The organism is Amycolatopsis sp. NPDC051045 (assembly GCF_040682955.1).
Taxonomy (GTDB): domain Bacteria; phylum Actinomycetota; class Actinomycetes; order Mycobacteriales; family Pseudonocardiaceae; genus Amycolatopsis.
On record NZ_JBFBCC010000024.1, the window covers coordinates 12,722 to 38,750 of the forward strand.

The 26,029-nt window shown below is 71.4% G+C and carries 22 protein-coding genes; 8 read left to right on the forward strand and 14 right to left on the reverse strand.

Translation table 11 applies throughout. The annotated features are described in order from the left end of the window. Window positions 1-4: 4 nt before the first annotated feature. From AB0M80_RS36760 to AB0M80_RS36785, 6 genes are all read right to left on the reverse strand, one after another. Window positions 5-376 (reverse strand): hypothetical protein, encoded by a 372-nt coding sequence (locus AB0M80_RS36760; RefSeq protein WP_364574169.1) that lies wholly within the window; start codon window positions 374-376, stop codon window positions 5-7. Next, window positions 377-1,144 (reverse strand): FHA domain-containing protein, encoded by a 768-nt coding sequence (locus tag AB0M80_RS36765; RefSeq protein WP_364574171.1) that lies wholly within the window; start codon window positions 1,142-1,144, stop codon window positions 377-379. Window positions 1,145-1,231: 87 nt separating this feature from the next. After that, complete coding sequence (locus tag AB0M80_RS36770; protein WP_364574173.1) at window positions 1,232-3,334, reverse strand: (Fe-S)-binding protein; 2,103 nt, start codon at window positions 3,332-3,334, stop codon at window positions 1,232-1,234. A gap of 31 nt (window positions 3,335-3,365) precedes the next feature. After that, window positions 3,366-3,782, reverse strand: a complete 417-nt coding sequence (locus AB0M80_RS36775) for a hypothetical protein (protein WP_364574175.1) — start codon at window positions 3,780-3,782, stop codon at window positions 3,366-3,368. 131 nt (window positions 3,783-3,913) lie between these two features. After that, window positions 3,914-6,031 (reverse strand): diguanylate cyclase, encoded by a 2,118-nt coding sequence (locus AB0M80_RS36780; RefSeq protein WP_364574177.1) that lies wholly within the window; start codon window positions 6,029-6,031, stop codon window positions 3,914-3,916. 342 nt (window positions 6,032-6,373) lie between these two features. Then, window positions 6,374-9,325 (reverse strand): glycoside hydrolase family 3 C-terminal domain-containing protein, encoded by a 2,952-nt coding sequence (locus tag AB0M80_RS36785; RefSeq protein WP_364574179.1) that lies wholly within the window; start codon window positions 9,323-9,325, stop codon window positions 6,374-6,376. Window positions 9,326-9,685: 360 nt separating this feature from the next. On the opposite strand from AB0M80_RS36785, the gene AB0M80_RS36790 reads away from it, so the two are divergent. From AB0M80_RS36790 to AB0M80_RS36810, 5 genes are read left to right on the forward strand one after another with little or no spacing between them, the layout of a single operon-like run. Then, complete coding sequence (locus AB0M80_RS36790) at window positions 9,686-10,693, forward strand: LacI family DNA-binding transcriptional regulator (protein ID WP_364574181.1); 1,008 nt, start codon at window positions 9,686-9,688, stop codon at window positions 10,691-10,693. 34 nt (window positions 10,694-10,727) lie between these two features. Further along, complete coding sequence (locus tag AB0M80_RS36795) at window positions 10,728-11,960, forward strand: sugar ABC transporter substrate-binding protein (protein ID WP_364574183.1); 1,233 nt, start codon at window positions 10,728-10,730, stop codon at window positions 11,958-11,960. Then, window positions 11,957-12,895: a sugar ABC transporter permease gene (locus tag AB0M80_RS36800; protein ID WP_364574185.1), complete on the forward strand. Its 939-nt coding sequence runs from the start codon at window positions 11,957-11,959 to the stop codon at window positions 12,893-12,895. The genes AB0M80_RS36795 and AB0M80_RS36800 overlap by 4 nt, the downstream gene beginning before the upstream one ends. Continuing rightward, the gene (locus AB0M80_RS36805) at window positions 12,892-13,707 is read left to right on the forward strand and encodes a carbohydrate ABC transporter permease (protein ID WP_364574187.1); all 816 of its coding nucleotides are present in this window, start codon (window positions 12,892-12,894) and stop codon (window positions 13,705-13,707) included. Before AB0M80_RS36800 ends, AB0M80_RS36805 begins: the two co-directional genes overlap by 4 nt. Before the next feature lie 21 nt (window positions 13,708-13,728). Beyond that, window positions 13,729-15,729, forward strand: coding sequence for a TIM-barrel domain-containing protein (locus AB0M80_RS36810; protein WP_364574189.1), 2,001 nt, complete (start codon window positions 13,729-13,731; stop codon window positions 15,727-15,729). On the opposite strand, the gene AB0M80_RS36815 is transcribed toward AB0M80_RS36810, so the two are convergent. Together AB0M80_RS36815 and AB0M80_RS36820 are read right to left on the reverse strand one after the other, a co-directional pair. After that, window positions 15,716-16,666 carry a pentapeptide repeat-containing protein gene (locus AB0M80_RS36815; RefSeq protein ID WP_364574191.1) on the reverse strand — a complete coding sequence of 317 codons (951 nt, stop codon included), beginning with the start codon at window positions 16,664-16,666 and terminating at the stop codon, window positions 15,716-15,718. The two genes, AB0M80_RS36810 and AB0M80_RS36815, sit on opposite strands and share 14 nt — an antisense overlap. A gap of 96 nt (window positions 16,667-16,762) precedes the next feature. Further along, window positions 16,763-17,320: a YceI family protein gene (locus AB0M80_RS36820; protein WP_364574193.1), complete on the reverse strand. Its 558-nt coding sequence runs from the start codon at window positions 17,318-17,320 to the stop codon at window positions 16,763-16,765. Window positions 17,321-17,426: 106 nt separating this feature from the next. Here AB0M80_RS36820 and AB0M80_RS36825 point away from each other — a divergent pair, with 106 nt between their 5' ends. After that, entirely contained in the window at window positions 17,427-17,903 is a 477-nt protein-coding gene (locus AB0M80_RS36825) for a MarR family winged helix-turn-helix transcriptional regulator (RefSeq protein WP_364574195.1), read from the forward strand. Between the two features lie 8 nt (window positions 17,904-17,911). Further along, window positions 17,912-18,898: a glutathione S-transferase C-terminal domain-containing protein gene (locus AB0M80_RS36830; protein ID WP_364574197.1), complete on the forward strand. Its 987-nt coding sequence runs from the start codon at window positions 17,912-17,914 to the stop codon at window positions 18,896-18,898. Between the two features lie 162 nt (window positions 18,899-19,060). Here the strand turns inward: AB0M80_RS36830 and AB0M80_RS36835 are convergent, their stop codons facing one another. The 5 genes from AB0M80_RS36835 to AB0M80_RS36855 all read right to left on the reverse strand — a co-directional run bounded on the left by AB0M80_RS36835 (window position 19,061) and on the right by AB0M80_RS36855 (window position 24,246). Next, window positions 19,061-19,738 (reverse strand): flavin reductase family protein, encoded by a 678-nt coding sequence (locus AB0M80_RS36835; protein ID WP_364574343.1) that lies wholly within the window; start codon window positions 19,736-19,738, stop codon window positions 19,061-19,063. A gap of 112 nt (window positions 19,739-19,850) precedes the next feature. Continuing rightward, window positions 19,851-20,669 carry a xanthine dehydrogenase family protein subunit M gene (locus AB0M80_RS36840; protein WP_364574198.1) on the reverse strand — a complete coding sequence of 273 codons (819 nt, stop codon included), beginning with the start codon at window positions 20,667-20,669 and terminating at the stop codon, window positions 19,851-19,853. Then, window positions 20,666-21,136 carry a (2Fe-2S)-binding protein gene (locus tag AB0M80_RS36845; protein WP_364574200.1) on the reverse strand — a complete coding sequence of 157 codons (471 nt, stop codon included), beginning with the start codon at window positions 21,134-21,136 and terminating at the stop codon, window positions 20,666-20,668. Before AB0M80_RS36845 ends, AB0M80_RS36840 begins: the two co-directional genes overlap by 4 nt. Next, window positions 21,133-23,460, reverse strand: coding sequence for a xanthine dehydrogenase family protein molybdopterin-binding subunit (locus tag AB0M80_RS36850; RefSeq protein WP_364574202.1), 2,328 nt, complete (start codon window positions 23,458-23,460; stop codon window positions 21,133-21,135). The genes AB0M80_RS36845 and AB0M80_RS36850 overlap by 4 nt, the downstream gene beginning before the upstream one ends. Before the next feature lie 30 nt (window positions 23,461-23,490). Next, window positions 23,491-24,246 (reverse strand): sulfite exporter TauE/SafE family protein, encoded by a 756-nt coding sequence (locus AB0M80_RS36855; RefSeq protein ID WP_364574204.1) that lies wholly within the window; start codon window positions 24,244-24,246, stop codon window positions 23,491-23,493. A 447-nt stretch (window positions 24,247-24,693) separates the two neighbouring features. Here AB0M80_RS36855 and AB0M80_RS36860 point away from each other — a divergent pair, with 447 nt between their 5' ends. Next, window positions 24,694-25,536 carry a hypothetical protein gene (locus tag AB0M80_RS36860; protein WP_364574206.1) on the forward strand — a complete coding sequence of 281 codons (843 nt, stop codon included), beginning with the start codon at window positions 24,694-24,696 and terminating at the stop codon, window positions 25,534-25,536. On the opposite strand, the gene AB0M80_RS36865 is transcribed toward AB0M80_RS36860, so the two are convergent. Next, a complete protein-coding gene (locus AB0M80_RS36865; protein WP_364574208.1) occupies window positions 25,484-25,843 on the reverse strand; it encodes a hypothetical protein in 360 nt (119 codons plus the stop codon). The genes AB0M80_RS36860 and AB0M80_RS36865 overlap by 53 nt on opposite strands. Window positions 25,844-26,029: the final 186 nt, after the last annotated feature.

A 26,029-nucleotide genomic window follows, 5' to 3' on the forward strand; every position in this document is an offset into this window, starting at 1 on the left:
GTGGTTAGAACGGAACTCCGACCGAGGCGGCAAGGGCCCGCACGGCGGTCCACAGCCCGGCGCCGGCGGTCGCGAGACCGCCGGCGTCCCGGAGCAGGTCCCGGGCCCGGCGCACCTTCGCGCCCGCGCCGGTTCCGCCGTGCACGACGTCCCGGTCGACCTCGTCGAGGGCGTCGTGCACGGCGTCCTTCGTGGCCGGCGGTAGCCGGGCCGCGTCGAGTTCGCCGCGGACCGCCCGCACCAGCGAAGCGACCTGCCGTGCGTCGAACCCTCGGTGGATCTCCTGGTGTCCACCGTGGACGGTGTTGATGTCGCCGTGGACGGCGTTGTTGACCGTCCCCGCGCGAACGTCGCCGTGGAAGTGGATGCCGTCCATCTAACGCCTCTCGTTCCGGCGGCGCCGTTCGTGCGCCGCCTTGGCCATCACCAGCCCGATCGACGACACCACGCCGCCCAGCACGAACAACGCGAAACCGACCGCGACCAGCGGCACGCCGCCGAAGACCTCCGGGCCGAACGGCGACGGCGACGCGGTGAACGAACCCCTCGACATCACCTCCGAATCCGCCTTCATGGCCCGGAAGATCACGGACCCGAACAGCCCGAACCCGACCAGGCTCATGAGCATCCCGAGGAACATGATCGGCCGGCCGAGCCCCTTCCCGGTCGCCATGAGGGAGAGCGCCTCACCTTCCGGCGTGGTGAGCTCGTAGTTGTGGTGCTGACGGTTGTCGTAGCTGTGGTTGACGTCGCGCCCGGCGTTGTTGATCGTCCCGGCCGAAACATCGCCGAACGAGACGCCGCCGGACGAAGAACGCTGCCAGTTCCGGGTCTGCTGCGTGCCGCCCTCACCGTCGGAGTAGACGGCGGCGACCGGGCCGAACTCGAGCCGGTCGCCGTTGCGCAGCGGGTGGTCCTGCCCGGACGCCAGCCGCCGCCCGTTGACCCAGGTCCCGTTGCGCGATCCGGCGTCGGCCACCCAGGTGCCGCGCGCGTCCTGGCGGACCCAGGCGTGCCGCAGCGACACCTGGTCGGAGGGCAGCCGCAGGTCCGCGTCCGGCCCGCGCCCCACCAGCCACGAGCCCCAGCGCACCGCCAGGCGCGCGCCGGACCCGCCGAGCGTCTCGATCCTCGCCCCGGCCATCGGTACCCTCCCGCCGCACGGCTCTGTGCTCCTTCAAGGAAGAGCCGTGCGGCGGCCGGAGGATATAGAGCGAACGGGTGAACCCGTTCAGACCTTCGGGGCCGAGGTGTCCGCAGCCTTCACCCGCTCCAGCAGCAGCTGGGCGACATCACGCACGTCCACGTTCTCCGCCTTCTGCTCGCTCTGGCGCTGGACCAGGCCGTCGGTCAGCATCACGCGGCAGAACGGGCAGCCCGTCACGATCGTTTCCGCGTCGGTGGCGATCGCCTCGTCGACGCGTTCCAGGTTGATGCGCTTGCCGATCTGCTCCTCCATCCACATGCGGGCGCCGCCGGCGCCGCAGCACAGGGCCCGGTCCGCGTGCCGGGGCATCTCCGCCAGCGAAGCGCCCGTCGCGCCGACCAGCTCGCGCGGCGGTGTGTAGACCTTGTTGTGGCGCCCCAGGTAGCAGGGGTCGTGGTAGGTGACACGGGGGCCGTCCTCGACCGGCTTCACCGGCGTCAGCTGGCCGCCCCGGACCAGCCGGTTGAGCAGCTGCGTGTGGTGGACGACCTCGTAGTGCCCGTCCAGCTGCGGGTATTCGCGGCCGAGGGTGTTCAGGCAGTGCGGGCAGGTCGTGACGATCTTGCGCAGCCGCGGCTCGCGGCCCTCGAACACGGCGTTGAGCGTCTCGGCGGTCTGCTGCGCCATCATCTGGAACAGGAACTCGTTGCCCGCGCGGCGCGCCGGGTCGCCGGTGCACGACTCTTCCTTGCCGAGCACCACGTACTTCACCCCGGCGATGTGCAGCAGCTCGGCCGTGGCGCGGACGGTCTTGCGGGCCTGGTCGTCGAACGCGCCGGCGCAGCCGACCCAGTAGACGTACTCGACGTCTTCCGCGAGCTCGCCGTCGAACACCGGGACGTCGAAGTCCAGGTCCTTCGCCCAGGCGAGCCGCTCGGAGTTGTTCTGGCCCCAGGGATTGCCCTTGGTCTCCAGGTTCTTGAACAGCCCGCCCAGCTCGGTCGGGAACGCGGACTCGATCATCACCTGGTAGCGGCGCATGTCGACGATGTGGTCGACGTGCTCGATGTCCACCGGGCACTGCTCGACGCACGCGCCGCAGGTGGTGCACGACCAGAGGACGTCCGGGTCGATGACCGCGCCGTCGTCCTCCGGCCCGACGAGCGGGCGCGCGCCCTCGTGCTCGGTGCCCGCGAGGATGTAGGGCGCCTCCTCGAACAGGTTGTCCCGCAGGTTCATGATGACGAGCTTCGGTGACAACGGCTTCCCGGTGTTCCACGCCGGGCACTGCGACTGGCAGCGGCCGCACTCGGTGCACGTGGTGAAGTCCAGCATGCCCTTCCACGTGAAGTCGCCGATCTTGCCGCGGCCGAACGTGTCGTCCTCGCCCGGGTCCTCGAAGTCGATCGGCTTGCCGGCCGACTCCATCGGCAGCAGCGGGCCGAGTGCGTCCGGGAGCCGCTTCGCCGAGACGTTGATCGGCGCCACGAAGATGTGCAGGTGCTTGGAGTACAGCACGATCGACAGGAACACCAGCATGACGCCGATGTGCAGCAGCAGGCCGACGGTCTCGAGCACCTCGGTCGTCGAGTGCCCGAGCGGCTCCAGCAGGTTCCCCACGCCGAGCGAGACGTACGCGCCCGAGTCGTACGGGAAGTTGCCGGACGCCGAAGACGCGCCGCGGAAGAAGAACATCGTCCAGACGACGTTGAAGATCATGGCCAGGATCAGCCACGCGCCACCGGTGTGCGAGCCGTAGAACCGCGACGCGCGCTGCTTGCGCTCGGGCGCCTGCCGGATCCGGATCACCGCGAAGACGCCGAGCGAGACGGCCACGGCGACGGCGATGAAGTCCTGCAGGAAGCCCAGCACCGCCCAGTGGCCGATCCACGGGATCGCGAACTTCTCGTCGAACAGCGCGCCGTACGCCTCCAGGTACACCGAAGCGAGGATCACGAAGCCCCAGAACGTGAAGAAGTGCGCCAGGCCGGGCACCGACCACTTGAGGAGCTTGCGCTGGCCGAACACCTCGCGCACCTGCGCGAAGACCCGGGCGCCCAGGTCGTCGGACCGCTTGGTGTCGGGCTGGCCCGCCTTGATCAGCCGGTACAGGAAGGCCACGCGCTTGCCGGCGACGGCGAGGCCGACGACGGTCATGAGCAGGCCGAGGATGAGACGAACGAGCACGAGTCCTCCGCGTCGTGATGGAAGGACCGGCTCAGTGCGAGCCGGTGTAGTACCGGCACGCCTTGCACGCGTACCGCATCTTCGCGATCCGCCAGCGTTTCCGGTACAGATCGGGATCGGGCGACCGCCGGACGCCGAGGCGCTGGTAGCGCCCGGGCCGCCGGCCGGTTTCGTACTGCTCGGTCGCGCGGCCGAGGTGGGCGCGCCGCAGCACGCACCCCCGCGTCCGGCTGCGGCCGAGCGCGCTGCGGCAGAACCGGTGCAGCAGCACCAGTTCGCCGGTCACTTCGTCGACGACGCCGTAACCGGGGTGGTCGCCCGGCCCGGCCAGCCGCACCGGCAGCGCGCAGTACGCGCACTTGAGCGTGCAGGTGAGGCAGCCGGAGAGGTGCCGCAGCCGCAGTTCGCGCCGGTCTTCGGAGCCGGCTCCCCGGACGCGCGACGCCATGAGGCCTCCCGAAGCGACTGTGATCGGCACCACTGTCTGCTACTGGAGGGTAATGAGGAGATCACTTCCCGCGACAGGACCGAACGGTGCAGTTTCACTGCTCCGTTCGACGCAAATCCCGAAGCCGGAGCTCAGCAGTACGGCAAGCCGCCCGGCAGCTCGGGGAACGCCGGACCCGACAGCAGGTCCGCACCCCGGTCCTGCCACCACACGGCCTGCTCCGCGCTCGCCACCCCCGCGACCGACACGGAAGCCCCGGCCGCGTGCGCCGCGTCGATCAGCGCCGACAGGGTCCCCGTCACCAGCGGGTGCTCCCGCCTGGCCACCAGGTTCGCCGCGATCCGGACCGCGTGCACCGGGAACTCCGCAAGCCGCGTGACGTCGCCGAAGCCGTGGATCTCCGCCCGGACGCCGATCTCCGCCAGCACCTTCAAGTTGTCCGCCGCGTCGCCGATCTCCCCCGTCGACGCCGTCGCCGTCAACGCGGGAGCCGGGAAGCCGGGGCGCAGCCGGTCCGGCGCCAGGCCGGTGTCGCCGAGGACACCGCGGATTTCGCCGACCAGCTCCGGGTCCGCCGCCTGCTGCGCCGTCAGCTCGACGACCAGGGGCACGCCGATCCCCGACGCCGCCAGCCGTTCGGCCGCCGTGCGCAGGAGCCACGTGCCCAGCGGCAGCGCCAGCCCGGTCTCCGCGGCCAGCCGCACGCACGTCTCGTGCGACAGCACGCCCTCGGCCGGATGCGCCCAGCGCAGCCGCGCCTCGACGCCCTCGAGCGCACCGCCGGTCGCGGAAACCAGCGCGCGGAAGCCGACTTCGACCTCGCCGTTCTCCCACGCGCCCGCCATCGACGCGGCCAGGCCGAAGTCGTGCCGGTCGCGCCGGTCCAGCTCGCGGTCGAACAGGCCCCACTGGTGGCCCGTCCGCTGGGCACGGCGCAGGGTCAGGTCCGACGCGCGCAGCAGCTCCGCGGGCGTGATGTCGCGCGGCGGCCGGTGGACGACGCCGATGCCGGCCGACACCGCGACCCCGCGCTGCCCGTCGACGTACTCCGGCTCGGCGAGCTCGCGGGTGATCCGGCGCACGAGCGTCACCACGCCCGGGGTGTCCGCCGTGTTCTGCACCAGCACACCGAATTCGTCGCCGCCGAGGCGGGCCACGAGCGCTTTCTCCGCTTCGAAGACCGTCTTCAGCTTCGCCGCGACTCCGCGCAGCACCCGGTCGCCGAGCTCCTGGCCGAGCCCGCCGTTGATCTGCGAGAAGCCGTCGAGGTCGAGGTGGAAGAGCGTGACACCGCGGGCCGGGTCCGCGTCGCGCAGCAGGGTTTCCAGCCGGGTGCCGAAGAACTGCCGGTTCGGCAGCCCGGTGAGCACGTCGTGCAGGGCCTGGTGACTCAGCCGCCGCTGCAGCAGCGAGACCTCGGTGTCGTCGTCGACGATCGTGAGCAGCTGCCGGGGTGTGCCGGCCGCGTCGCGGATCACCGACGCGGCGAACGTCGCCCACATCGGCTCGCCGTCCTTGCCGACCAGGCGGCGGCCGGCGCGCAACCGGTGCAGCCGGCCGGCCACCAGCTCGTGGTAGCTCTCCCGCAGCTGCTCGACGTCCTCGGGGTGGACCAGGTCGAACAGGGTCATCGCGGCGATCTCCGCCGGCGTGCGGTTGAGTGTCTTGGCGAGTGCGGCGTTGGCCCGCAGCACCCGGCCGTCCAGCTCGGTGAGCGCGACGCCGCTGGCCGAGCCGGCGAACACCTCCTCGAACTGCGCGCGCGTGATGATTTGCTTCTGCCGCGTCTCCTGCTCGACGTTCAGCAGCGCGCGGCTCAGCCCCTCCTGCCGCTTCTCGATGTCCTCGCGCAGCATCTCGCCGTAGCCGGAGCTGAGGGCACCGAGCACCAGCACGACCCGCTCGGCGAGCCCGTCGACCCCGCGCAGCTCCGGCTCGCGCAGCAGCCCCTTGGCCAGCACCTCCAGGCTGCGGCGCAGGCTTTCCCCGCCGACGCACCGCAGCTCGACGAGCCGGCCGCCCGCCGCCGCGGCCGCGCCGAGGTCCGGCGGATCGCTGACGACCGCGTCGAACAGCCGCCCGGCCAGGGCCGCCAGTTCGCGCTCGATCTCGTCGGGGGTGTGCGGCAGGTAGGCGGTGGTGCTGATGAGGTAACTCCACTTGCGCGCGAGCGTGCCGAGCCGTCGCGCCGCGCGCTCGGCGGACGGCTTCTTCCGCGGACCGTCGCCGCGGGCTTGGGGAGCAGTCACCTCAGGCTGTCCAAGGGTTCGGTGTACCCACCGGTTCGGGGTAACCGATGCATCTTGGCCCGGAATTGTGGCGCGCGCACGGGTTCAGTTTCGTCCGATCGAGTGATGACACTGCGGCTTGAGCGGCCGTCTCACACCGCACTCCCTTTCGGCTACCGGCGAGCTGAAGACCCCGGAAACACTACACCTGGTAGCCACACCGGCACCGTCAGGTCCGGCGGGGCACCACCGTCATCGGCAGTCGCCGGCTGCGCGATGACGGCACCCCGAGGGGCCGCCGACGTGTCGGCGGCCCCTCGGTCAACTCCTGGCCCTACGCCGGCGTGGGTCGCAAACCCCAGGTCACCGCAGCGAGAACGTCGCCAGGTTCACCGGGCCGTCGAACGTCAGGTACACGTCGTGCCGTCCGGCCGCCTTCGCCAGTGCCGCGGTCACCGTCGCGTACGCGTACCGGTCGCCGGTGGAGGTCACCGGAACCGTGCCCAGCACCCGCCCCGAGGGCGAGTCGAGGCGGACCGTGATCCGCGTCGTCCCGGCCTCCGCCTTGGCGACCGAGGCGGTGAACTTCTGCGGGCCGCCCAGTGCGACGTCCTTGAACGCCAGCCAGCTGCCGGCGGTGGCCGCGACGGAGGTGCCCGCGGTCTTCGCCGTGTCCGTCAGGGTCGTCTTCTGGTAGGCGTCGAAGTTCTCCGCCGGCGTCGAGCGGGTGAGGTCGCGGGCGGGGATCCGCTCCCCCGCGACGTACACCGGCTGCGAGCCGGCCACGTCCGTGGCGTTGCGGCCGACCGCGAAGTCGTAGACCCCGCTCTCCACCACGGACTTCCCGCGCGTGACGTCCCAGAAGGCCAGGTCCGCCACGGGGACCTCGAACCGCACCGTGCGGGTTTCCTTCGGGGCCAGGGTCACCTTCGAGAAGTCACGCAGCTGCTTCACCGGCTGCTGGACACGGGACTGCCGCGCGCTCGAGTAGAGCTGGACGACGTCGCTGCCGCTGCGGGCCCCGGTGTTCGTCACGTCGACGCTCACCTGGACCTTCCCACCGGACTGGGACGTGCGCACGCGGTCGTAGCGGAAGCTGGTGTAGCTCAGCCCGTAGCCGAACGGGAACAGCGGCTTCCCGCGGTAGTACTGGTAGGTCAGCCCGGTCTTGGCGATGTCGTAGTCCAGGATGCTCGGCAGCCCGGCGTCGGAGGCGTACCAGGTCTGGGTCAGCCGCCCGCCCGGGTCCTTGTCGCCGAAGAGCACGTCGGCGACCGCGTGCCCGGTTTCCTGCCCGGCGTGGCTGGTCCACAGGATGCCGGGCACGGACAAGGTGTCCCAGCCGGTCGTCGGGTAGCTGTTCTCGACCACGACGACGGTGTGCGGGTTCGCCTTCTGCACCGCCTCGATCAGCGCGCGCTGCGCCGGGGCGAGCTCGGTGCTCGTGCGGTCGTTGGCCTCGCGGCCGTTGATGAACGGCATGCTGCCGACCACGACGACGGCGGTGTCCGCGTCCTTGGCGGCGGCGACGGCGCTGCCGACACCGCTGGTCAGCACGTCACGGCCGAACTTGGTCGCGTGCGCGGCGTCCGGGGCGGAGATCGTCAGCACCCCGTCGGCGCCGACGACGGCGAACTTGTTCGGGCCGAACCACGGCTCGTTCACTTCGTTGCCCGCGTACTCGAGCACGTAGCTGCCGTCGGGCTGGGCGTCGAGCTTCAGCTGCTGCTGCACGAACCAGCCGGCCGGCTGGTCGACGTCGTTCACCAGCGCCCCGCCGGAGTAGCTGAGGAACTTGCCGTTCGCGGCCGCGCGCAGCGTGTTCTTGCCCGCGCCCCAGTCGTAGACGTCGAAGGACTCGGCGGTGCCCGCGACGGTCCCGCCCGCGGTGACCTTGCCGGTGGTCGCCGGCGCCGTCAGGTAGCGGCCGGTGGACAGGTCCTTCAGCGCGATCCGGTCGACGCCTTCCGACGACGCGACCGTGCCCGCCGAGCCGAGCCGCTCCTTGATGCCCTGCACCGGGGTGACCTTGTACTGCATCGCGCCGGCGTACCAGTCTTCGTACAGCGTGTCGGAGAGCGGGCCGACGACCGCGATCTTCTTGTTCTTCGCGGCGTCCAGCGGCAGCGCGTTGCCGTTGTTGCGCAGCAGCACCATCTGCTCGTCGGCGGTCTTGCGCGCCAGTGCCTGGTGCTCCGGTGAGTTGATGACGGCGGGGGTGATCTTCGCGTACGGGTTGCGGCCCGCCGGGTCGAACTCGCCGAGCCGGAACCGCAGCGACAGCAGGTGCCGGTCGGCGTTCTCGACGTCGGCCATCGTCAGCAGGCCCTTGCTCAGCGCCTCCTTGACCGCGGTGGTCGTGATCGAGCCGTCGGTGTCGTTGTCGGTGAAGCTGTCCAGCCCCGCCTTGATCGCCGCCGCGTCCCCCTCGGCCTTGGTGGCGTAGTACTTCTCCGAGTTGACCAGGTTGGACGGCGCGCCGGCGTCGCTGACGACGGCGATGTCCTTCGGCGCCCACTTCCGCAGCGCGCCGTCGAGGTCCGGGCTCACGTGGTTGGGCCGGCCGTTGACCAGGTTGTACGACGGCATGACGGCGTTGGCCGCGCCGGCCTGCAGCGGGATCTTGAACGCCTGTTCGTCGTAGTCGTGCAGGATCTTCGGCGGCACCGAGGAGTTGCTGGTGTCGCGGTTGACCTCGTTGTTGTAGGCGAGGAAGTGCTTCAGCGTCGGGGCGGCCTGCAGGTACCGCGGGTCGTCGCCCTGCATGCCGCGGCCGTAGGCGGTCGCGAGTTCGCCGGTGAGGTGCGGATCCTCGGAGTAGCCCTCTTCGTTGCGGCCCCACCGCGGGTCGCGCAGCAGGTTCACCACCGGCGCCCACAGGTTGAGGCCCCACAGCGTCGGGTTCCGCGCGTTGAAGCCGCGGGCCTCCTGCCCGACGGCCGCGCCGACCTGCTTCACCAGCGCCGGGTCCCAGGTGGTGGCCAGGCCGATGGCCTGCGGGAACACCGTGCCGTCGGCCTTGACGACGGCGCCTTTGTTGTCGTAGTCGGTCGACCACGCGACGCCGTGCAGGGCTTCGGTGCCGGTCTTGAACACGCCGATGCCCAGCCGCGGGATGGCGGGCTGGTACTGGTGCAGCAGCGAGATCTTCTCGTCGGCGGTCAACCGGGAGAGCAGGTCGTCGATCCGCGCGGCCAGCGGCAGCGACGGATCGCGGAACGGCGGTGGGGGCTCGGCCAGCGCCGGCGCCGGGGCCAGCAGCAGGGTCGCCGCCACCATCGGAACGAGGGCACGGCGGAACAGGGACTTGCGCACGGACAGCCTCCGGAATCGTCGAATCGTTTCGACGGCGCGGCGCGGGACATTCGCGTCGAAGGTGGGGATGGGTGACGACTATTACAGCCGCGTCAGCACGAGGTCAAGAGTTCCTGTGAACGCCCCCAGAGGTCCGGGGACAGCCGCCCGGAACCCGGTCTGAGCTGGGAGAAGATCCGCAACCAGCAATATTCGACACATTCGATCCGAGTGGCCGTTGTCGAATGGGAATCGAATGCGGGCGAACGCCGAATGATGCTTGTGTTTCCGGCAGGTGTCGCTTACGTTCGTGCCATCGTCGATGCGCTTCGACACTGACCGACCCCACCGCCCCCGCTCCCCGTCCCCAGGAGGCCGCCCGTGGTCACGATCAACGACGTCGCCCACGCCGCCGGCGTGGCCCCCAGCACGGTGTCGTACGTGATCAGCGGCAAACGCTCGATCTCGCCGAAGACCCGGCGGCTGGTCGAGGACAGCATCCGCAAGCTCGGCTACCACCCGCACGCCGGGGCGCGGGCGCTGGCCAGCAGCAAGACCAACGTGCTCGCGCTGGTCGTGCCGCTGCGCACCGACCTCAACGTCGCCGTCGTCATGGAGTTCGTCGCCTCGGCGGTGACCGCGGCCCGCGCTTACGACCACGATCTGCTGCTGCTCACCAAGGACGAAGGACCCGCCGCGCTGCAGCGGGTGGCGTCGTCGGCGATCGCCGACGCACTGATGGTGATGGACGTCGAAACCGCCGACCCGCGGGTGCCGATGCTCTTGGCCCTCGACCTGCCGGTGGTGCTCATCGGCGTGCCCGACCACCCGGCCGGGCTGAGCTGCGTCGACCTCGACTTCACCGCGGCCGGCTCGGCGTGCGTCGCGCACCTGGCCGAGCTCGGCCACCGCTCGATCGCGCTGATCGGCCCGTCCCCGGCCGTCTACCGGCGCGGCACGAGCTACGCGACCCGGTTCCTGCGCGGCTTCGACGAAGCCACGAAGAGCCGGGACGTGCGGGCGGAGTCCCGGCCGTGCGCGCACTCCTACGAAGCGGTGAGCGCCTGCCTGGACGACCTGCTCGCCGCCGACCCCGACCTGACCGGCCTGGTCGTGCACAACGAAGCCGTGCTGCCCGGGCTGCTGTCGGACCTGCGCCACCGCGGCCTGCGGGTGCCCGAGGACATCTCGGTCATCGCCGTGTGCCCGGACAGCATGGCCGAACAGCACGTGGTCGCGCTGACCAACGTGGCCATCCCGGCCGAGGAGGTCGGCACCCAGGCCGTCGACATGACCATGCGCCGGCTCGCCGGCCACACCACCCCGGAGGTCCGGCTGCTCGGGCCCCGCCTCACCCGGCGCGACAGCACCGCCTCGCCGCGCGCCTAAACCGGTTCTGCTCCGCCGCCGAAGGAGAATCACCATGTCCGTAGTTCGTCGCGCCCTGATCATGGCCACGAGTGCCGCGCTGCTGGCCGCCTGCAGCCCCAGCCCGGCGCCGTCCGCGCCGGGCGGCTCCGCCGCGCCGGCCGCCACGTCGATCACCGAACTCGACTACTACTCCGACGAGCAAGGTTCCGCCGCCTGGCAGAAGATCCTCGACACCTGCGCCACGCAGACCGGGATCAAGATCGACCGCCAGAAGGTGCCGACCAGCCAGATGCTGCCGAAGGTCCTGCAGGGTGCCAGCTCGAAGACCCTGCCGAACCTGCTCTTCACCGACAACCCGACCTTGCAGCAGGTCGCCGCCACCGGCGCGCTGACCCCGCTGTCCGACTACGGCGTCACCACCGACGGCTTCTACCCGAGCATCGTCAAGGCCGGGACCTACCAGGACAAGGTGTACGGCGTCGCCCCCGGCGTCAACGGCCTGGCCCTGATCTACAACAAGGACCTCCTGCAGGCCGCCGGGGTCGAGCCGCCGAAGACGTGGGACGAGCTGAAGGCCGCCGCGGCGAAGCTGACCAAGGACGGCAAGTACGGCCTCGCCTTCTCCGCCGTCCCGTCCGAAGAGGGCACCTGGCAGTTCCTGCCGTTCTTCTGGAGCAACGGCGCCGAACTGTCCCAGTTGGACTCCCCGCAGTCCGCGCAGGCCCTGCAGTACGTCACCGACCTGGTGACGTCGGGTTCGGCGTCGAAGTCGGTGGTGACCTGGAACCAGAACGACGTCGCCGACCAGTTCGTCGGCGGCAACGCCGCGATGATGATCAACGGTTCGTGGAACATCGCCCGGCTCGACGAGCAGAAGGCACTGCACTACGGCGTCGTGCCGATCCCGGTGCCGCAGGCCGGCGGCAAGCCGGTGGTCGCCCTCGGCGGCGAGGTCGGCGCCGTGCCGGTCACCAGCGGGCCCGCCCAGCAGGCCGCCGGCAAGGTGCTCTCCTGCATCCTGTCCGAGCCGACCATGCTCGAGTGGAGCAAGGCGCACGCGTACATCCCGTCCAAGACCGACACGGCGCAGAAGTTCGGCTCCCAGCAGCCGGCGATGCAGGCGTTCGTCGACGAGGTCGGCACGGCCCGCTCCCGCACCGCCGAGCTCGGCGAGAAGTACCCGAAGGTCTCGCAGGCGCTGGCCGACGCGCTCCAGGCGGCGCTGACCGGGAAGACGCCGGTCGACCAGGCGCTCAAGGCCGCGCAGCAGGCGAGCGGCTCGTGACGCTCGCCGCCCCGGCCGTCGCCGCGCCACCCCGCTCGAGCCGCCGCACCCGCCGGGACAACCGGTTCGCGGCGTGGGCGTTCCTGCTGCCCGCCGTGGCCTACGTCGTCGTGTTCTTCGGCTATCCCCTGGCCGCGAACCTGGTGATGAGCACGCAGAACTACACGGTGAAGTCGTTCTACACCGGCGAGGCGCCGTTCGTCGGCATCGCGAACTACTCCGCCGTGCTGAGCAGCCCGCTGTTCTCGACGGCGGCGCTCAACACGGTGCTGTTCACCGCCGGGTCGATCGTCTTCCAGTTCGGCATCGGCCTGGCGCTCGCGGTGTTCTTCAACGGCCGCTTCCTCGGCAGCGCGCTGCTGCGGTCGCTGCTCCTGCTGCCGTGGCTGCTGCCGCTGGTGGTCAGCGGCGCGGTCTGGCGGTGGATGTTCGACCAGGACCACGGCGTGCTCAACGCGGGCCTGCGCGCGGTGGGCCTCGACGCGGTGCCGTGGTTGAGCAGCACCGGCTGGGCGCTGCCGGCGGTGATCATCACCAACATCTGGATCGGCATCCCGTTCAACCTGGTCATCCTGCACGGTGGGCTGCGCGCGATCCCGGCGTCGCTCTACGAAGCCGCGGAACTCGACGGCGCGGGCGCGTGGCAGCGATTCCGGCACGTGACCTGGCCTCTGCTTCGGCCGGTCACCGGGATCGTGCTGATGCTCGGGCTGGTCTACACGATCAAGGTGTTCGACGTGATCATGGTCGTCACCGGCGGCGGGCCGGCCAACGCGACGCAGACGCTCACCACGTGGTCCTACCGGCTGTCCTTCCAGGACTTCGCGTTCGGGCAGGGCGCCGCGGTCGGCAACGTCCTCATCGTGGTGGCGACGGTGTTCGGGCTGCTGTACCTCCGCTCGGCGAAGGCGACCCTGGCGGAGGCGGCGGCATGAGGACGTCGAACTGGCCGCGGACCGCCCTCGGCGTGCTGATCGTCGCGGTGCTGCTGTTCCCGCTGTACTGGATGGTCAACGCGTCGCTGCAGCCGAGCGGCGCGCTGCTGAGCCCGGACCCGGCGTTCTTCCCCGTCGGCGGCACCCTGGACGGGTACCGGAAGGCCGTCGCGACGCAGGGCCCGAACCTGCTTTCCAGCGTCGTCGTCGCGCTCGGCACGGTGCTCGTGTCGCTGCTGGTCGCGGCGCCCGCGTCCTACGCGCTGGCCCAGCTCAAGGTGCGCGGCGGCCCGGCGCTGGTGTTCGTGCTGCTCATCGTGCAGATGATCCCCGGCATCGTGATGGCCAACGCGCTCTACACCGTGTTCAGCAACCTCGGCCTGATCGACAACTACCTCGGGCTGGTGCTCGCCGACTCCACCGCGACCATCCCGTTCGCCATCCTCCTGTTGCGGGCGTTCATGATCTCCGTGCCGAAGGAGCTCACCGAAGCGTCCCGGGTGGACGGTGCCGGGTACTGGCGCACGTTCTTCTCGATCATCCTGCCGGTCAGCCGCAACGCGCTGGTCACCGCCGGGTTGTTCTCGTTCCTGTTCGCCTGGGCGGACTTCCTGTTCGCCGTGACCCTCACCACCGGGCAGTCGTTCGAGCCCATCACCGTGGGCATCTACCGGTTCGTCGGCAACCAGTCCGCCGACTGGAACGGGATCATGGCCACCGCCGTCCTCGCCGCGATCCCCGCGGCCGTCCTGCTCGTCGTCGCCCAGCGCTACGTCGTCGCCGGGCTGACCAGCGGCGCCGTCAAAGACTGAATTCTGGCAAGGAGACACCGCGTGATCACGACCGAAGACGGCCGCTCGCTCGAAGTCAGCGTGCGGCACGAGGTGCTGCGCATCGAGCCGTGGGGCGCCGACAGCCTGCGCGTGCGCGCCGGCCGGCACCGCATCCTCGACGACGTCCCGGGCGCGCTGCTGCCCGCGAAGCCGTCCGCCGCCACCGCGGAGGCCGACGGGCGCCACGGCCGGGTGGTCAACGGCGCGCTCACCGCGATCGTCGAGATCGCCGACACCGACACCGGGATCGACGCGCAGCTGCGGTTCGTCCGCACGGACACCGGCGAGGAGCTGCTTTCCGAGCAGCGCGCGCACTTCTGGTGGCCCGGCGCACGGCTGTTCATGCCGTCGCGCAACGGCTACGGCCGCCTCGAACAGCGCTTCGCCGCCTACGACGACGAGCGGATCTACGGGCTCGGGCAGCACACGCACGGCCGGCTCGACCAGAAGGGCCTCGTGCTCGACCTGGTGCAGCGCAACGCCGAGGTGTCGGTGCCGTTCCTGCTGTCCAGCCGCGGCTACGGGTTCCTGTGGAACAGCCCCGCGGTCGGGCGGGTCGAGCTGGCCGCCAACGGCACCCGCTGGGTCGCCGACGACGCGCGCCAGCTCGACTACTGGATCACCACCGGCGACGGCCCGCGCCAGATCCTCGGCCACTACGCCGACGCGACCGGGCACGCGCCGATGCTGCCGGACTGGGCGGCCGGGTTCTGGCAGTCGAAGCTGCGCTACCGCACGCAGGAGGAGCTGCTTTCCGTCGCGCGGGAGTACCACGAACGCGGGTTGCCGCTGTCGGTGATCGTGGCGGACTTCTTCCATTGGACGCACCTCGGCGACTGGAAGTTCGACCCGGCCGAGTGGCCCGACCCGGCCGGGCTGGTGCGTGAGCTTTCCGGCATGGGCGTCAAGCTCATGGTCTCGGTGTGGCCGTCGGTGAACCCGCTGTCGGAGAACTACCGGGAGCTGCACGAGAAGGGGCTGCTGGTCGCCGCCGAGAACGGCGTCCCGGCGCACGCGCCCTGGAAGGACAAGGGCTTCGGCGTCGAGATGCCGGTGGCGTTCTACGACGCGACCAACCCGGAGGCCAGGAAGTTCGTCTGGAGCAAGGTCAAGGAGAACTACTACGACCTGGGCGTGCGCGCGTGGTGGCTGGACGGCGACGAGCCGGAGATCCAGCCCGGTCACCCGCACAACCTCGGCTTCCACGCCGGTCCGGGCGCGGAGGTGTTCAACCTCTACCCGCAGGCGAACGCGCAGACGTTCCACGACGGCATCCGCGGCGAGGGCGACGACGAAGTGGTGCTGCTCAGCCGGTCGGCGTGGGCGGGCAGCCAGCGGTTCGGGGCCGCGCTCTGGTCGGGTGACGTCGGCGCGACGTGGGCGTCGCTGCGGGCGCAGGTGCGGGCCGGGCTGAACGTCGCGATCGCCGGGATCCCCTGGTGGACCACGGACATCGGCGGCTTCCACGGTGGCGATCCGGACTCGCCCGAGTACCGGGAGCTGATGGTCCGCTGGTTCTCCTACGGCGTGTTCTGCCCGCTGTTCCGCCTGCACGGTTTCCGCGACCCGCGGCCGTCGTTCGGGCCGGAGATGACCGGCGGCCCCAACGAGGTCTGGTCGTTCGGCGAGCCCGCGTACGAGGCGATCACGGCGTCGCTGCGGCTGCGGGAACGGCTGCGGCCGTATCTCATGGAGCAGATGCGGGTGGCGCACGAACAGGGCGTCCCGCCGATGCGGCCGCTGTTCGTCGACTTCCCCGCGGACCCCGGGGCCTGGGACGTCGACGACCAGTTCCTGCTCGGCCCGGACTTGCTGGTGGCGCCGGTGCTCGAACCCGGGGTCACCACGCGGCGGGTGTACCTGCCCGCGGGAGCGACGTGGACGGACGCGGTGACCGGCGCACGGCACGAGGGCGGCGATTGGGTCGAGGCGCCGGCCCCGGCGGAGCGGATCCCGGTGTTCCTCCGCGACGACGCCGAGCTGCCGATCAGGCCGGAGTAGTGACCTCCGCCCACCAGCCCGGCCGACGGCGCCGGGGCTCTCCCGGTGCCCAGGCCGGCGGCCAGGTGCGGAGCACGCGCACGTCCGTCCGGGCGCGCGCCCCGGTGAAGTCGAAGACCGCGGCCGTCGCCGCCGTGAAGTCGGCGTGGCCGCTGAAGCGGGCCCGGGTGAACAGCGCGTCGGCGGCGAACCGGGTGCCGCGGAACGATGTCCGGCCCGCGAAGCCCGCCGCGTCGAACGAGACGTCGTCGCCGAACCCGGTCGCGGCGAAGTCGGTGTGAGCCGAGAACCGGGCGGCGTCGAACCACACCTGGCCGTGCGCGGTGCTCCGGTCGAAGGCCGCGGTACCGGTGAAAACGGCGTCCTCGAAGTCGGCACCCGTCTCGAACGACGCGCCGCCGAAGAAGGCGTGGCGCGCGAAGCGGGCCCCCTCGAAGGACACCGACCCGGTGAAGACCGCCTCGTCGAACCGGGCGTCGCCGCCGAACCGCACCTCGCGGAAGACCGCGTCGCGGACTTCGCAGCCCCGCAGGTCCACGCAGAAGAGCGTCAGGTTCTCCACGTGGAGGTCGATCCCCGGCCAGAACGTCGACGACGTGGGGTTCAGGTGCGGAAGCAGGAACTCCCACACCTGCGCCTGCCACGCCGGCCAGTCGGACCAATAGTGGCTGAGGTGGGCGACGATCTCGTCGGCGCAGTCCTGGCGCAGTTCCGGGTCGGCGTCCGCTGCCTCGGCGAACCGGCCGAGCGCGGCCAGCCGCTCGGCGCGCTCGTCGGCCAGCAGCTGTGCGGCGACCTCCGGGGGCACCCGCTCCGGCGGTGCCGAGGGGGTGAGCACCTGCACGGGCCGGTCACGGCGGAGGAGCAACCACGCCGTGACCGACCCGGAGACGGCGCCGATCAGCGCCAGGACCGGGAAGGGCGTGACGGTGGACATACCGCGAGTGTCCCGTGCCGGCGGGTGTTCGCGACAGCGGTTTAAGGGGACCGGTGAGCCGGGAACCGGCGCTCACGCCGGTCCCCCCTCCCGGGATCAGGCGGACTTGATCGCGGAGATCTCGAACTCCAGCGTGACCTTGTCGCTCACCAGCACGCCGCCGGTCTCCAGCGCGGCGTTCCAGGTGATGCCGTAGTCCTTGCGGCTGATCGTGGTGGAGCCCTCGAAGCCGATCCGGTCGTTGCCGAACGGGTCCTTCGCGGCGCCCTCGAACTCGAACGGGACGGTCACCGAACGGGTGACGCCCTTGATCGTCAGGTCGCCGGTGACGTCGAAGCCGGTGTCACCCGTCTGCTTGATCTCGGTCGAGGTGAAGGTGATCTGGGGGTACTCGTCCATCGACAGGAAGTCGTTGCCCTTCAGGTGCCCGTCGCGGTCGGCGTTGCGGGTGTCGATGCTGTGGGCCTGGATGGTCACCTGGACGCTGGACTTCTCCGGCACGTCGCCGTCGATGGTCGCGGCGCCGGTGAACTCGTTGAAGCTGCCGCGCACCTTGGTCACCATGGCGTGGCGGGCGACGAACCCGATCCGCGAGTGGGCGGCGTCGAGGGTGTACTCGCCGGTCAGCTGGGGGTAGGTGGTCGCGCTGGTCATCGCTGTTCTTCTCTCCTCGTGGTGGCGCCCCCTGGTGATTGAGGGTTCAACAAGACTGTACCGCATTTTGCTGGTTGCGCAAGCAAGCTTTCGGTAGACTGCCGGTATGGGTGATTTGGCCGGGCTCGACGCCGACGAAGCCGCGTTCTGGCGGCCGCTGATCCGCATTGCCACCGTGCTGCCTCGCGCACTGGAAGACCAGTTCCTGCCCGAGACCGGCCTCACGATCACCGACTACGGGGTGCTCGTCGCGCTGTCCGAGGCGCCGGAGCACCTGCTGCGCATCTCGGCGCTGGCGGCGACGACCGCGTTGTCGCTCAGCCGGATCAGCCGGGTGGTCGACGACCTCACCCGCCGCGGCCTGGTCGAGAAGCGCCGGTGCGCCGCGGACGGGCGCGCGTCCAACGCCGTGCTGACCGAGGCGGGATTGGCCAGACTGGAGGCGGCCTACCCGAGCCACCTGGCCCGCGTCCGGGCTTCGGTGTTCGACCACCTGAGCGCCGAAGAGATCCGGACGGCCGGGCCGGTGCTGGCCCGGCTGGCCGCGGCGCTGGACGCCGCTCCCCCGACCGACGACTGCTGAGGACGCCGATGAGCGACAAGGGCGAGTACGAGCGCGACCTGAACTACCTCCCGGACCGCATCACCGCCGACGGCCGCGACGGCTGGCCGGTCGAGCCCGGCCGCTACCGGCTGATCGTCGCGCGGGCGTGCCCGTGGGCGAACCGCGCGGTGATCGTGCGCCGGCTGCTCGGCCTCGAGCCGGTGCTGTCGATGGGCATCGCCGGCCCGGTGCACGACGAGCGGAGCTGGAGCTTCGACCTCGACCCGGACGGACGCGACCCGGTGCTCGGCATCGAGCGGCTGCAGGAGGCGTTCTTCAAGCGCGACCCGGAGTACCCGCGCGGCATCACGGTGCCGGCGTTCGTCGACGTCCCGAGCGGCCAGGTCGTCACCAACGACTTCGCGCAGATGACGCTCGACATGTCGACCGAGTGGACGGCGTGGCATCGCGACGGCGCACCCGAGCTGTACCCGGAGAAGCTCCGGGACGAAATCGACGACGTGGCGCAGAAGGTGTTCACCGACGTCAACAACGCGGTGTACCAGTGCGGGTTCGCGCGCTCCCAGGAGGCGTACGAGCACGCCTACCACAAGCTGTTCACCCGGCTGGACTGGTTGTCGGAGCGGCTCGAGGATCAGCGTTACCTGGTCGGCGATACGATCACCGAAGCCGACATCCGCCTGTTCACCACGCTGGTGCGGTTCGACGCGGTGTACCACGGCCACTTCAAGTGCAACCGCGCAAAGCTGGCCGAGCTGCCGGTGCTGTGGGCCTACACCCGCGACCTGTTCCAGACGCCCGGCTTCGGCGACACGATCGACTTCGCCCAGATCAAGGAGCACTACTACGTGGTGCACAAGGACGTGAACCCGAGCGGCATCGTGCCGCTGGGCCCGGAGGTCTCGGGCTGGCTGACCCCGCACCACCGCGAGCAACTGGGCGGCCGCCCGTTCGGCGACGGAACACCGCCGGGCCCGCCGCCCGCCGGTGAGAGGGTGCCCGAGCTGCTCTGACGGGCGACGGCTGCTGGGCAGGCATCCGTGGGAGTGGGCCCGTAGCCGGGTGGCTGCGGGCCTTTCCCCTCCTCAAGCCGCGAACGGCAGCGGCTCGTGGAGGTGCGTCTGAGTTTCGTTCGGCTCATTCCGCCGGATACCGATCAGACAATGAACCAAGCCTCACAACCCGCGCGAACCGACCCGACGAGCCCGGTCGATATCCGGCCCCCGGTAAAGCCGCTCGGGAATCCGGGCCAACGTCGAAGGATGCACCTGCTCCCCCAACCCGTAAAGCTTCTGAAAGCTCATGATGAGCGGCCGCCAGGCATCCGGGTCGATGTGATCGTCGCTCCCGGCCGCGCGGATGTCCTCGTGCACGAAAACCCGCTGCACCCGCACCTCGATGGCGAGCACACCCCCATCGTCGCCGACCGGGTGCACCGCCTCGACGACCGCCTCCATGGCTACGGGACACTCGGCGACGCGCGGCGGTGCCACCGTCTCCGACGGCACCGGTGTGAGCCCCGCCCGGCTGAACTTGTCCGCGACGTGGACGTAGCCGCGCTGCTGCTTGCCGGCCGGTACCGGATCCGAGCCCGTCGTCAACGCCAGCCGGTCGACCGCCGGGGCGAGGGTGCCCGAAGGCAGGTTGAGGACGCATTCGCGGGTGCGCAGCACATTCCGGGCCGTCTTCGAACGGGCCCCGAGCCCCAGCATCGCCCGCCAGCCGAGCCAGAACGCCGACGACATCGGGGCCAGGTTGGGGGAACCGTCTTCGTTGGTGCTGGAAATGAGGACCACCGGGGTCCCGAAGTAGAGGATGCCGGGCTCGATGGCCGTGTGCGCAACAGTTTTCACGCCACCGATCCTGCCGTCCACACGGGACTCGCGCTGGCGGGAATCGGCCATCGCGACCCCGGTTCCGGCACGGCGAACGGGCGGCACTTCGCGCGAAGTGCCGCCCGTTCGGTCAGGTTCGCGAAGCCGCCTGCGTCAACGCGCGCCGGGTCAGCACCCTCGCCAGGTGGCGCCGGTACTCCGCCGTCGCGTGGGGTTCGTCCGGGGGGTTCGTCCCCTCCGCCGCCAGGGCCGCCGCGTCCTCGATCGATGCCCCCGCCGCCAAGGCCTGCTCCGTGGCCGTCGCCCGGAGCGGGACGCCGCCCATGTTCACCAGGCCGACGCGGCCGCCGGTGACCGTCACCCCGACCATCGCCCAGTCGATCGCGCGGCGGGTGAACTTCTCGAAACCCCAGCCCTGACCGGTCTGAGCCGGCAGGCGGATCTCCGTCAGCAGTTCGGACGGCTCCAGCGGCGTCGTGAACGGGCCGAGGAAGAACTCCGCCGCCGGGATGCGGCGCTCCCCCGCGGGGCCACGGGCCACCAGGACCGCGTCCGACGCCAGGACCGCCGCCGGCAGGTCCGCTGCCGCGTCCGCGTGCACCAGGGATCCGCCGATCGTGCCGCGGTGGCGGACCTGGCGGTCGCCGACCTCGCCGGACACGTGGGCCAGCAGCGGCGCGTGCTCCAGCAGGACCGGGTCGCGGGTCAGGTCGCTGTAGCGGGACAGCGCCCCGATCACGACGTCGGCCCCCTCGAGCCGGACGTACCGCAGCTCGTCGAGCGGGCCGATGTCCACCAGGTACTCCGGCGCGGCCAGCCGCAGCTTCATCAGCGGCAGCAGGGAATGCCCGCCCGCCAGCACCTTCGCCTCCTCACCGTGCGAAGCGAGCAACGCCAGCGCGTCATCCACAGTGGACGCGCGCAGATACTCGAACGAAGCGGGGATCACCGGTCCACCTCCTGTCCCGAAGCGTCGATCACGGCGCTGACGATGTTGTGGTAACCCGTGCAGCGGCACAGGTTGCCCTCGAGCCCGGCGCGGACCTCGTCGCGGGTCGGCTCGGGGTTGTCGGCCAGCAGCGACACCGACGCCATGATCATCCCCGGCGTGCAGAACCCGCACTGCAGGCCGTGTTGCTCGCGGAACGCCCGCTGCACCGGGTGGAGCGCACCGTCGGCACCGGACAGTCCTTCGACGGTGGTGACGGCGTGGCCGTCGGCCTGCGCGGCCAGCACCGTGCAGGACTTGACCGACTCGCCGTCGAGCAGCACCGTGCAGGCGCCGCAGGACGTCGTGTCGCAGCCGATGTTCGTGGCGGTGAGCCCGGCGGTGTCGCGCAGGAAGTGCACCAGCAGCGTCCGGTCCGGCACCTCCTCGGTCACCGGCCGCCCGTTGACCTCGATCGAAACCTTCACCGCGCGCTTCCCTTCCCAGCTGTGACATTCGGGGCTTCGCCCCGAGCCGGGGGCTCCGCCACCCGGACCCCCCGAAATGCGGCTTCTTCAAGTGCGGCCCAGACCCGGATCGGAGTCGTGGGCATGTCCAGGTGCTGGACGCCGCGCGCGGCCAGCGCGTCGATCACGGCGTTGTGCACCGCCGGGGTCGAACCGATCGTGGCCGCCTCGCCGATCCCCTTGACCCCCAGCAGGTTGCGGTCGGTCGGGGTGACCATGTCGACCAGCTCGAAGTCCGGCAGCTCGGCCGCGGTGACGAACGAGTAGTCCGCCAGCGTCGCGGTCGTCGGGTTGCCGTCGTCGTCGTAGGTCACGACCTCCATCAGGGCCTGCGCCGCGCCCTGCCCGAGCCCGCCGTGGCGCTGCCCGCGGAAGGTGAGCGGGTTGACGATCGGGCCGGCGTCGTCGACGGCGACGATGCGGCGCAGCTCGACCTTGCCGGTTTCGGTGTCGACCTCGACCACCGCGAGGTGCGCGCCGAACGGGAAGGTCGGTTTGCCCGCCCCGAACCAGACGTCGGCGGAAAGCTTGCCCTCGGCCGCCCGCCCGGCGACCTGCGCCCAGCTGAGCACGGAGCTCGCCGGAGCGCCGCGGACCTGCCAGACCCCGCGTTCGACGTCCAGTTCGAGGTCGTCCGGCGCGGCTTCCAGCAGGTCCGCGGCCAGCTCGCGGGCCCGGGCGATCACCTCGTCGGCCGCCTGCCGGATCGCCGAGCCGCCCAGCTGCAGCGACCGGGAGCCGAACGTGCCGACCGCCTTCGGCACCTCGTCGGTGTCGCCGTGGCGGACGGTGATCTGGTCCAGCGGCACGCCGAGCCGGTCGGACAGGAGCATGGCCAGGGACGTGCCGAGCCCTTGGCCGTGCGGCGAACTGCCGGTCCACGCGACGACCGAGCCGTCCGGGTGGATGTCGACGCGGCCGCTTTCGCCGGCGCCGTCGCCGCCGGTGATCTCGACGTAAGCGGCGATGCCCAGGCCCAGTTCGACCGGGTCGCCCGCGGCCCGCCGTCGCTGCTGCTCGGCCCGCAGTTCCGCGTACCCGGCGGCGTCCAGGGCCTTGTCCAGCGCCGCCGCGTACTCGCCCGTGTCGTAGGACGCGCCGGTCGGCGACTGGTAGGGGAACTCTTCGGGCCGGATGAAGTTGACCCGGCGGACCTCGGCCGGGTCCATCCCGATCTCGGCGGCGAAGCGGTCCATCGCCCGTTCGACCGCGGCGGTCGCCTCCGGGCGGCCGGCGCCGCGGTACGCCCCGATCGGCGTGGTGGTGGTGACGACCGCGCGGCTGCGCGTCTCGACCCTGGGGAACCGGTAGACGCCGACGGCCATCAGCTCGGTCAGCGTCGGCAGCAGCAACATCCGCGGATACGCGCCCGAGTCCTGGATGACGTCGAGGCGGTACGCGAGGACGGTGCCGTCACGCTTCCCGCCGATGGTCACCGTGTTCTGCTGCGCGCGGCCGTGCGTCATGGCCGTGAGGTTCTCGCTGCGCGACTCGACCCAGCGCACTGCCCGCCCGAGCTGCTTGGCGGCCCAGCCGAGCACGGTCGCCTCGGGGTCCGCGCCGATCTTCGCGCCGAACCCGCCGCCGACGTCCGGCGCGATCACCCGCACCGATTCCTCGCCGACGCCGAGGCTCGCGGCCAGCTGCCCCCGGGCCATCTGGGCGTTCTGCGTGGACAGCCAGGCCGTCAGCCTGCCGTCTTCGCCCCACACGCAGGCAGCGCCGCGCACTTCGAGCGGTGCGGGTGCGACGCGCTGGTTGAGGATGGTCTGGGTGACGACGACTTCGCAGCCGTCGAAGATCGCGTCGTCGAACTCCGCCGCACCCTTGACCTGCACGATGTTGCTGCCGTGCTCGGGGAACAACAGCGTCTCGCCCGCCAGGGCGGCGTCGACGGTCGCGACGGCTTCCAGCGGCTCGTAGTCGATGTCGACCAGCTCGGCCGCGTCGGCCAGCTGGTAGCGCTCTTCGGTGACGACGAGCGCTACGGGTTCGCCGACGTAGCGCACCACCTCGCCGGCCAGCCACGGTTCCGGCACCGGTCCCGCCGGGTGCGGCGGGAGCCCGAGGTCGGCGGCGGTGAACACGCCGAGCACCCCCGGTGCCTCCTTCGCCGCGCTCACGTCGATGCCGCCGATCCGCGCGTGCGCGATCGGACTTCGCACGAAAACCGCGTGCGCGGCCCCGGAAAGCGCTTCCGCCCGCAGATCGTCCACGTAGGTGCCGCCCGCGGTGATCAGATTGCGATCCTCCTGGCGGACCACCCTGGTCCCGACAATGCTCATCTGGTCTCCTGCTCGCCGATACCCCGCCGATCATGCCCGCAGGCCGAGGACGACCGCCAGACCCAGTCCGCCGATGCCGATCCCGATCCGCAACGGCGTCGCCGGCAGCCGTCGCACGAGGGCGGACCCCAGCCACGAGCCGGCGAGCGATCCGAGGCAGACGGCGAGCGCGGCCGGCCACACGACCTTGCCGGTCACCGAGAACACGATCGCGGCGAGGAAGTTCGCCGAGCCGGTGACCAGGTTCTTCGCCGCGTTCGTCCGCGCGAGCGGCTGGCTCCAGGCGGTGACCAGCAGCGCGAGCATGAGCACGCCCGCGGCGGCGCCGAAGTAGCCGCCGTAGACGCCGATCAAGAAGGCGAGGATTCCGGTGGCCGGCCTGAGGCCGTGGTGCTCCGCCCCTTCGGCCAGCCGGCGCAGGCGGGGGCCCGCCAGCAGCACCAGCGACGCGCCGCCGATCAGCCACGGCACGAGGACGGTGAACGCGCCGGACGGCGTCACCAGCAGCACGAGCCCGCCGCACGCGCCGCCGACGGTGGTGATGGCGCAGAGCGGGACGAGCCGGCCCCGCTGCCCGGCCAGCTCGGGCCGCGCCCCGGCGGCGGCGCCCACGGTGGTGCCCAGCATCGCGACGGTGTTGGTGATGTTGGCGGTCACCGGCGGCAGCCCGGCGGCGAGCAGTGCGGGGTAGGACACCAGCGACGCGAGTCCCGCGGTCGCCCCGGTCAGGCCGGCGCCGACGCCGGCCAGCACGAGCAGGAGCAGCACCCACGGGTCGATGATCACGTTGTCATCTCACCACGGCCGGGATGCGGTGTGGTCGCGGCTGTCGATCCGGCCGTGGCCCAGCCGGAGGTCCGGCCGGAACCTGTCCGTCATCGGCAGTCCCTCGCCGACGCGGAACCTGCATGGGCCGAGTGAGGCACTGCGACCGCCGAGGTATAGACCGTTATACGCATCACCGGGCGCCTGTGCGAAACCGGACGGGATCCGGCGCCGGGCTTGCCCGGCGCGGTGGCGGGGTCCCAGAATCCGCGCTGACAAGGTTGTCAGCGAACGGAGGCGGACCCATGGGCGAGCTGGACCGGCGGCGGGCGCTCCGCCTCCTGGGCGCGGGCGGAACGGCGGCGGCACTGGCCTCGGGCCTGTTCCCGGGCCTCGCCGGGGCGGCGGGCGAGCAGTCCACCGGCGCCCGGCGGGCCGCCCGATCCGGTCGCCGCGACCTACCTGCGCGTGCTGCTGCGGCACACGCGCTGGGCCGAGCAGCAGTTCGATCCGGTCGCCGGCACCTACCCGGCTCGCGACTTCACCTTCGCGGTGGTGCTCGGCAACGCCGTGCTGCTCACCCGCGACGGCTACGACGCCACGATCGCCGGCGTCGAGCGGCCGACCCTCGGCGCGCACACCCTCGCCACGATCCGGCGCTTCGCCGCGTCGAACCGGCTCGCCGGCGGGACCGAGTGGGGCCGCAAGCTGTTCTTCGACACCACCTTCCAGTCGTACTTCCTGCTCGCGGCCCGTCTCCTGTGGACAGAGCTCGACGACGCCACCCGGCGCAACGTCGAGCGCATCACCACCGGACAGGCCGCCTGCACCACCGCGCTGGGCACCGGCGACGACCCGGACTCGGGTGGCTGGACGCCCCACGGCCTGCGCGGCGGGTACCTCGGCGACACCAAGCTCGAAGAGATGGGCGTCTACGCCCAGTCGCTGGCCCCCGCGCTCGCCTGGGCGCCGGCCGACGCGCAGGCCCAGGACTGGCGGGCGGCCTTCGGCGCGTGGAGCCGCAACGAGGCCGGGCTGCCGGCCCGATGGTCGCCGACCGCGAGCACCTCTACGGCCGGGACGTCATCCCGCTGGCCTTCCGCGCCCAGGTCCTCGGCGACCGCCACGCCGCCCACGCCGAAGCGCGGCTGGCCGCCCGGCTCGAGCCCTACCAGGCCTACGCGCCCGCCGACCGGATCACGAAGTTCTCCGGCGAACCGAAGTACGAACCGGAGGCCCGCGCCGAACTCGCCATCAGCTACCTGCTGCACGAGTGGCGCGCCGCGCACGGCGGCCCGGTGGTCCCCGTGAGCGAGCGCGAGTTCGACGCCCACGCGGCCGGGGTCGCCGACTTCGGCGCCGGGCCGGGTCTGCTGGCCCACCGCTCCCCCGCGGCCTGGGCCGGGACGGTCAGCAAGCCCGGTTTCGTGAAGTTCGCCTGGCAGCCGCACCACGACGACTGGCTGTTCGTGCTCGGCGGCGCCCACCCCATGCTGCTGTCGGCCACGAACCTCGTCGTGCAGGAACGGCACGCCACGACCTTCACGAAGGTCCGCGACGGCTTCGACGGCACGGTCGGCGTCCTGCGCTTCGACAGCGGGTATGCCGCGCTCGCCACCCTCCCGACCGGCGCCGCCGTCTACGCCAGCACCGGCGTCGCCGCGGGTGAAGGCGTGCTGAACGTCCACAACCTCACCATGCCCGGCGTGCCCGGCCTCGACGGCGACCGCACCTACACGACCGCCGAAGGGACCGTGACGAGCAAAGCGCCGGCGATCGGCCCGCGGACCGACGAACTCACTTC

Excerpts from the sequence above, each read along its gene's own strand:
- AB0M80_RS36820 (WP_364574193.1), bottom strand. The coding sequence starts at position 17,320 with ATGACCAGCGCGACCACCTACCCCCAGCTGACCGGCGAGTACACCCTC.
- AB0M80_RS36815 (WP_364574191.1), bottom strand. The coding sequence starts at position 16,666 with ATGTCCACCGTCACGCCCTTCCCGGTCCTGGCGCTGATCGGCGCCGTC.
- AB0M80_RS36765 (WP_364574171.1), bottom strand. The coding sequence starts at position 1,144 with ATGGCCGGGGCGAGGATCGAGACGCTCGGCGGGTCCGGCGCGCGCCTG.
- AB0M80_RS36805 (WP_364574187.1), top strand. The coding sequence starts at position 12,892 with ATGAGGACGTCGAACTGGCCGCGGACCGCCCTCGGCGTGCTGATCGTC.
- AB0M80_RS36830 (WP_364574197.1), top strand. The coding sequence starts at position 17,912 with ATGAGCGACAAGGGCGAGTACGAGCGCGACCTGAACTACCTCCCGGAC.
- AB0M80_RS36825 (WP_364574195.1), top strand. The coding sequence starts at position 17,427 with ATGGGTGATTTGGCCGGGCTCGACGCCGACGAAGCCGCGTTCTGGCGG.
- AB0M80_RS36795 (WP_364574183.1), top strand. The coding sequence starts at position 10,728 with ATGTCCGTAGTTCGTCGCGCCCTGATCATGGCCACGAGTGCCGCGCTG.
- AB0M80_RS36775 (WP_364574175.1), bottom strand. The coding sequence starts at position 3,782 with ATGGCGTCGCGCGTCCGGGGAGCCGGCTCCGAAGACCGGCGCGAACTG.
- AB0M80_RS36760 (WP_364574169.1), bottom strand. The coding sequence starts at position 376 with ATGGACGGCATCCACTTCCACGGCGACGTTCGCGCGGGGACGGTCAAC.
- AB0M80_RS36850 (WP_364574202.1), bottom strand. The coding sequence starts at position 23,460 with ATGAGCATTGTCGGGACCAGGGTGGTCCGCCAGGAGGATCGCAATCTG.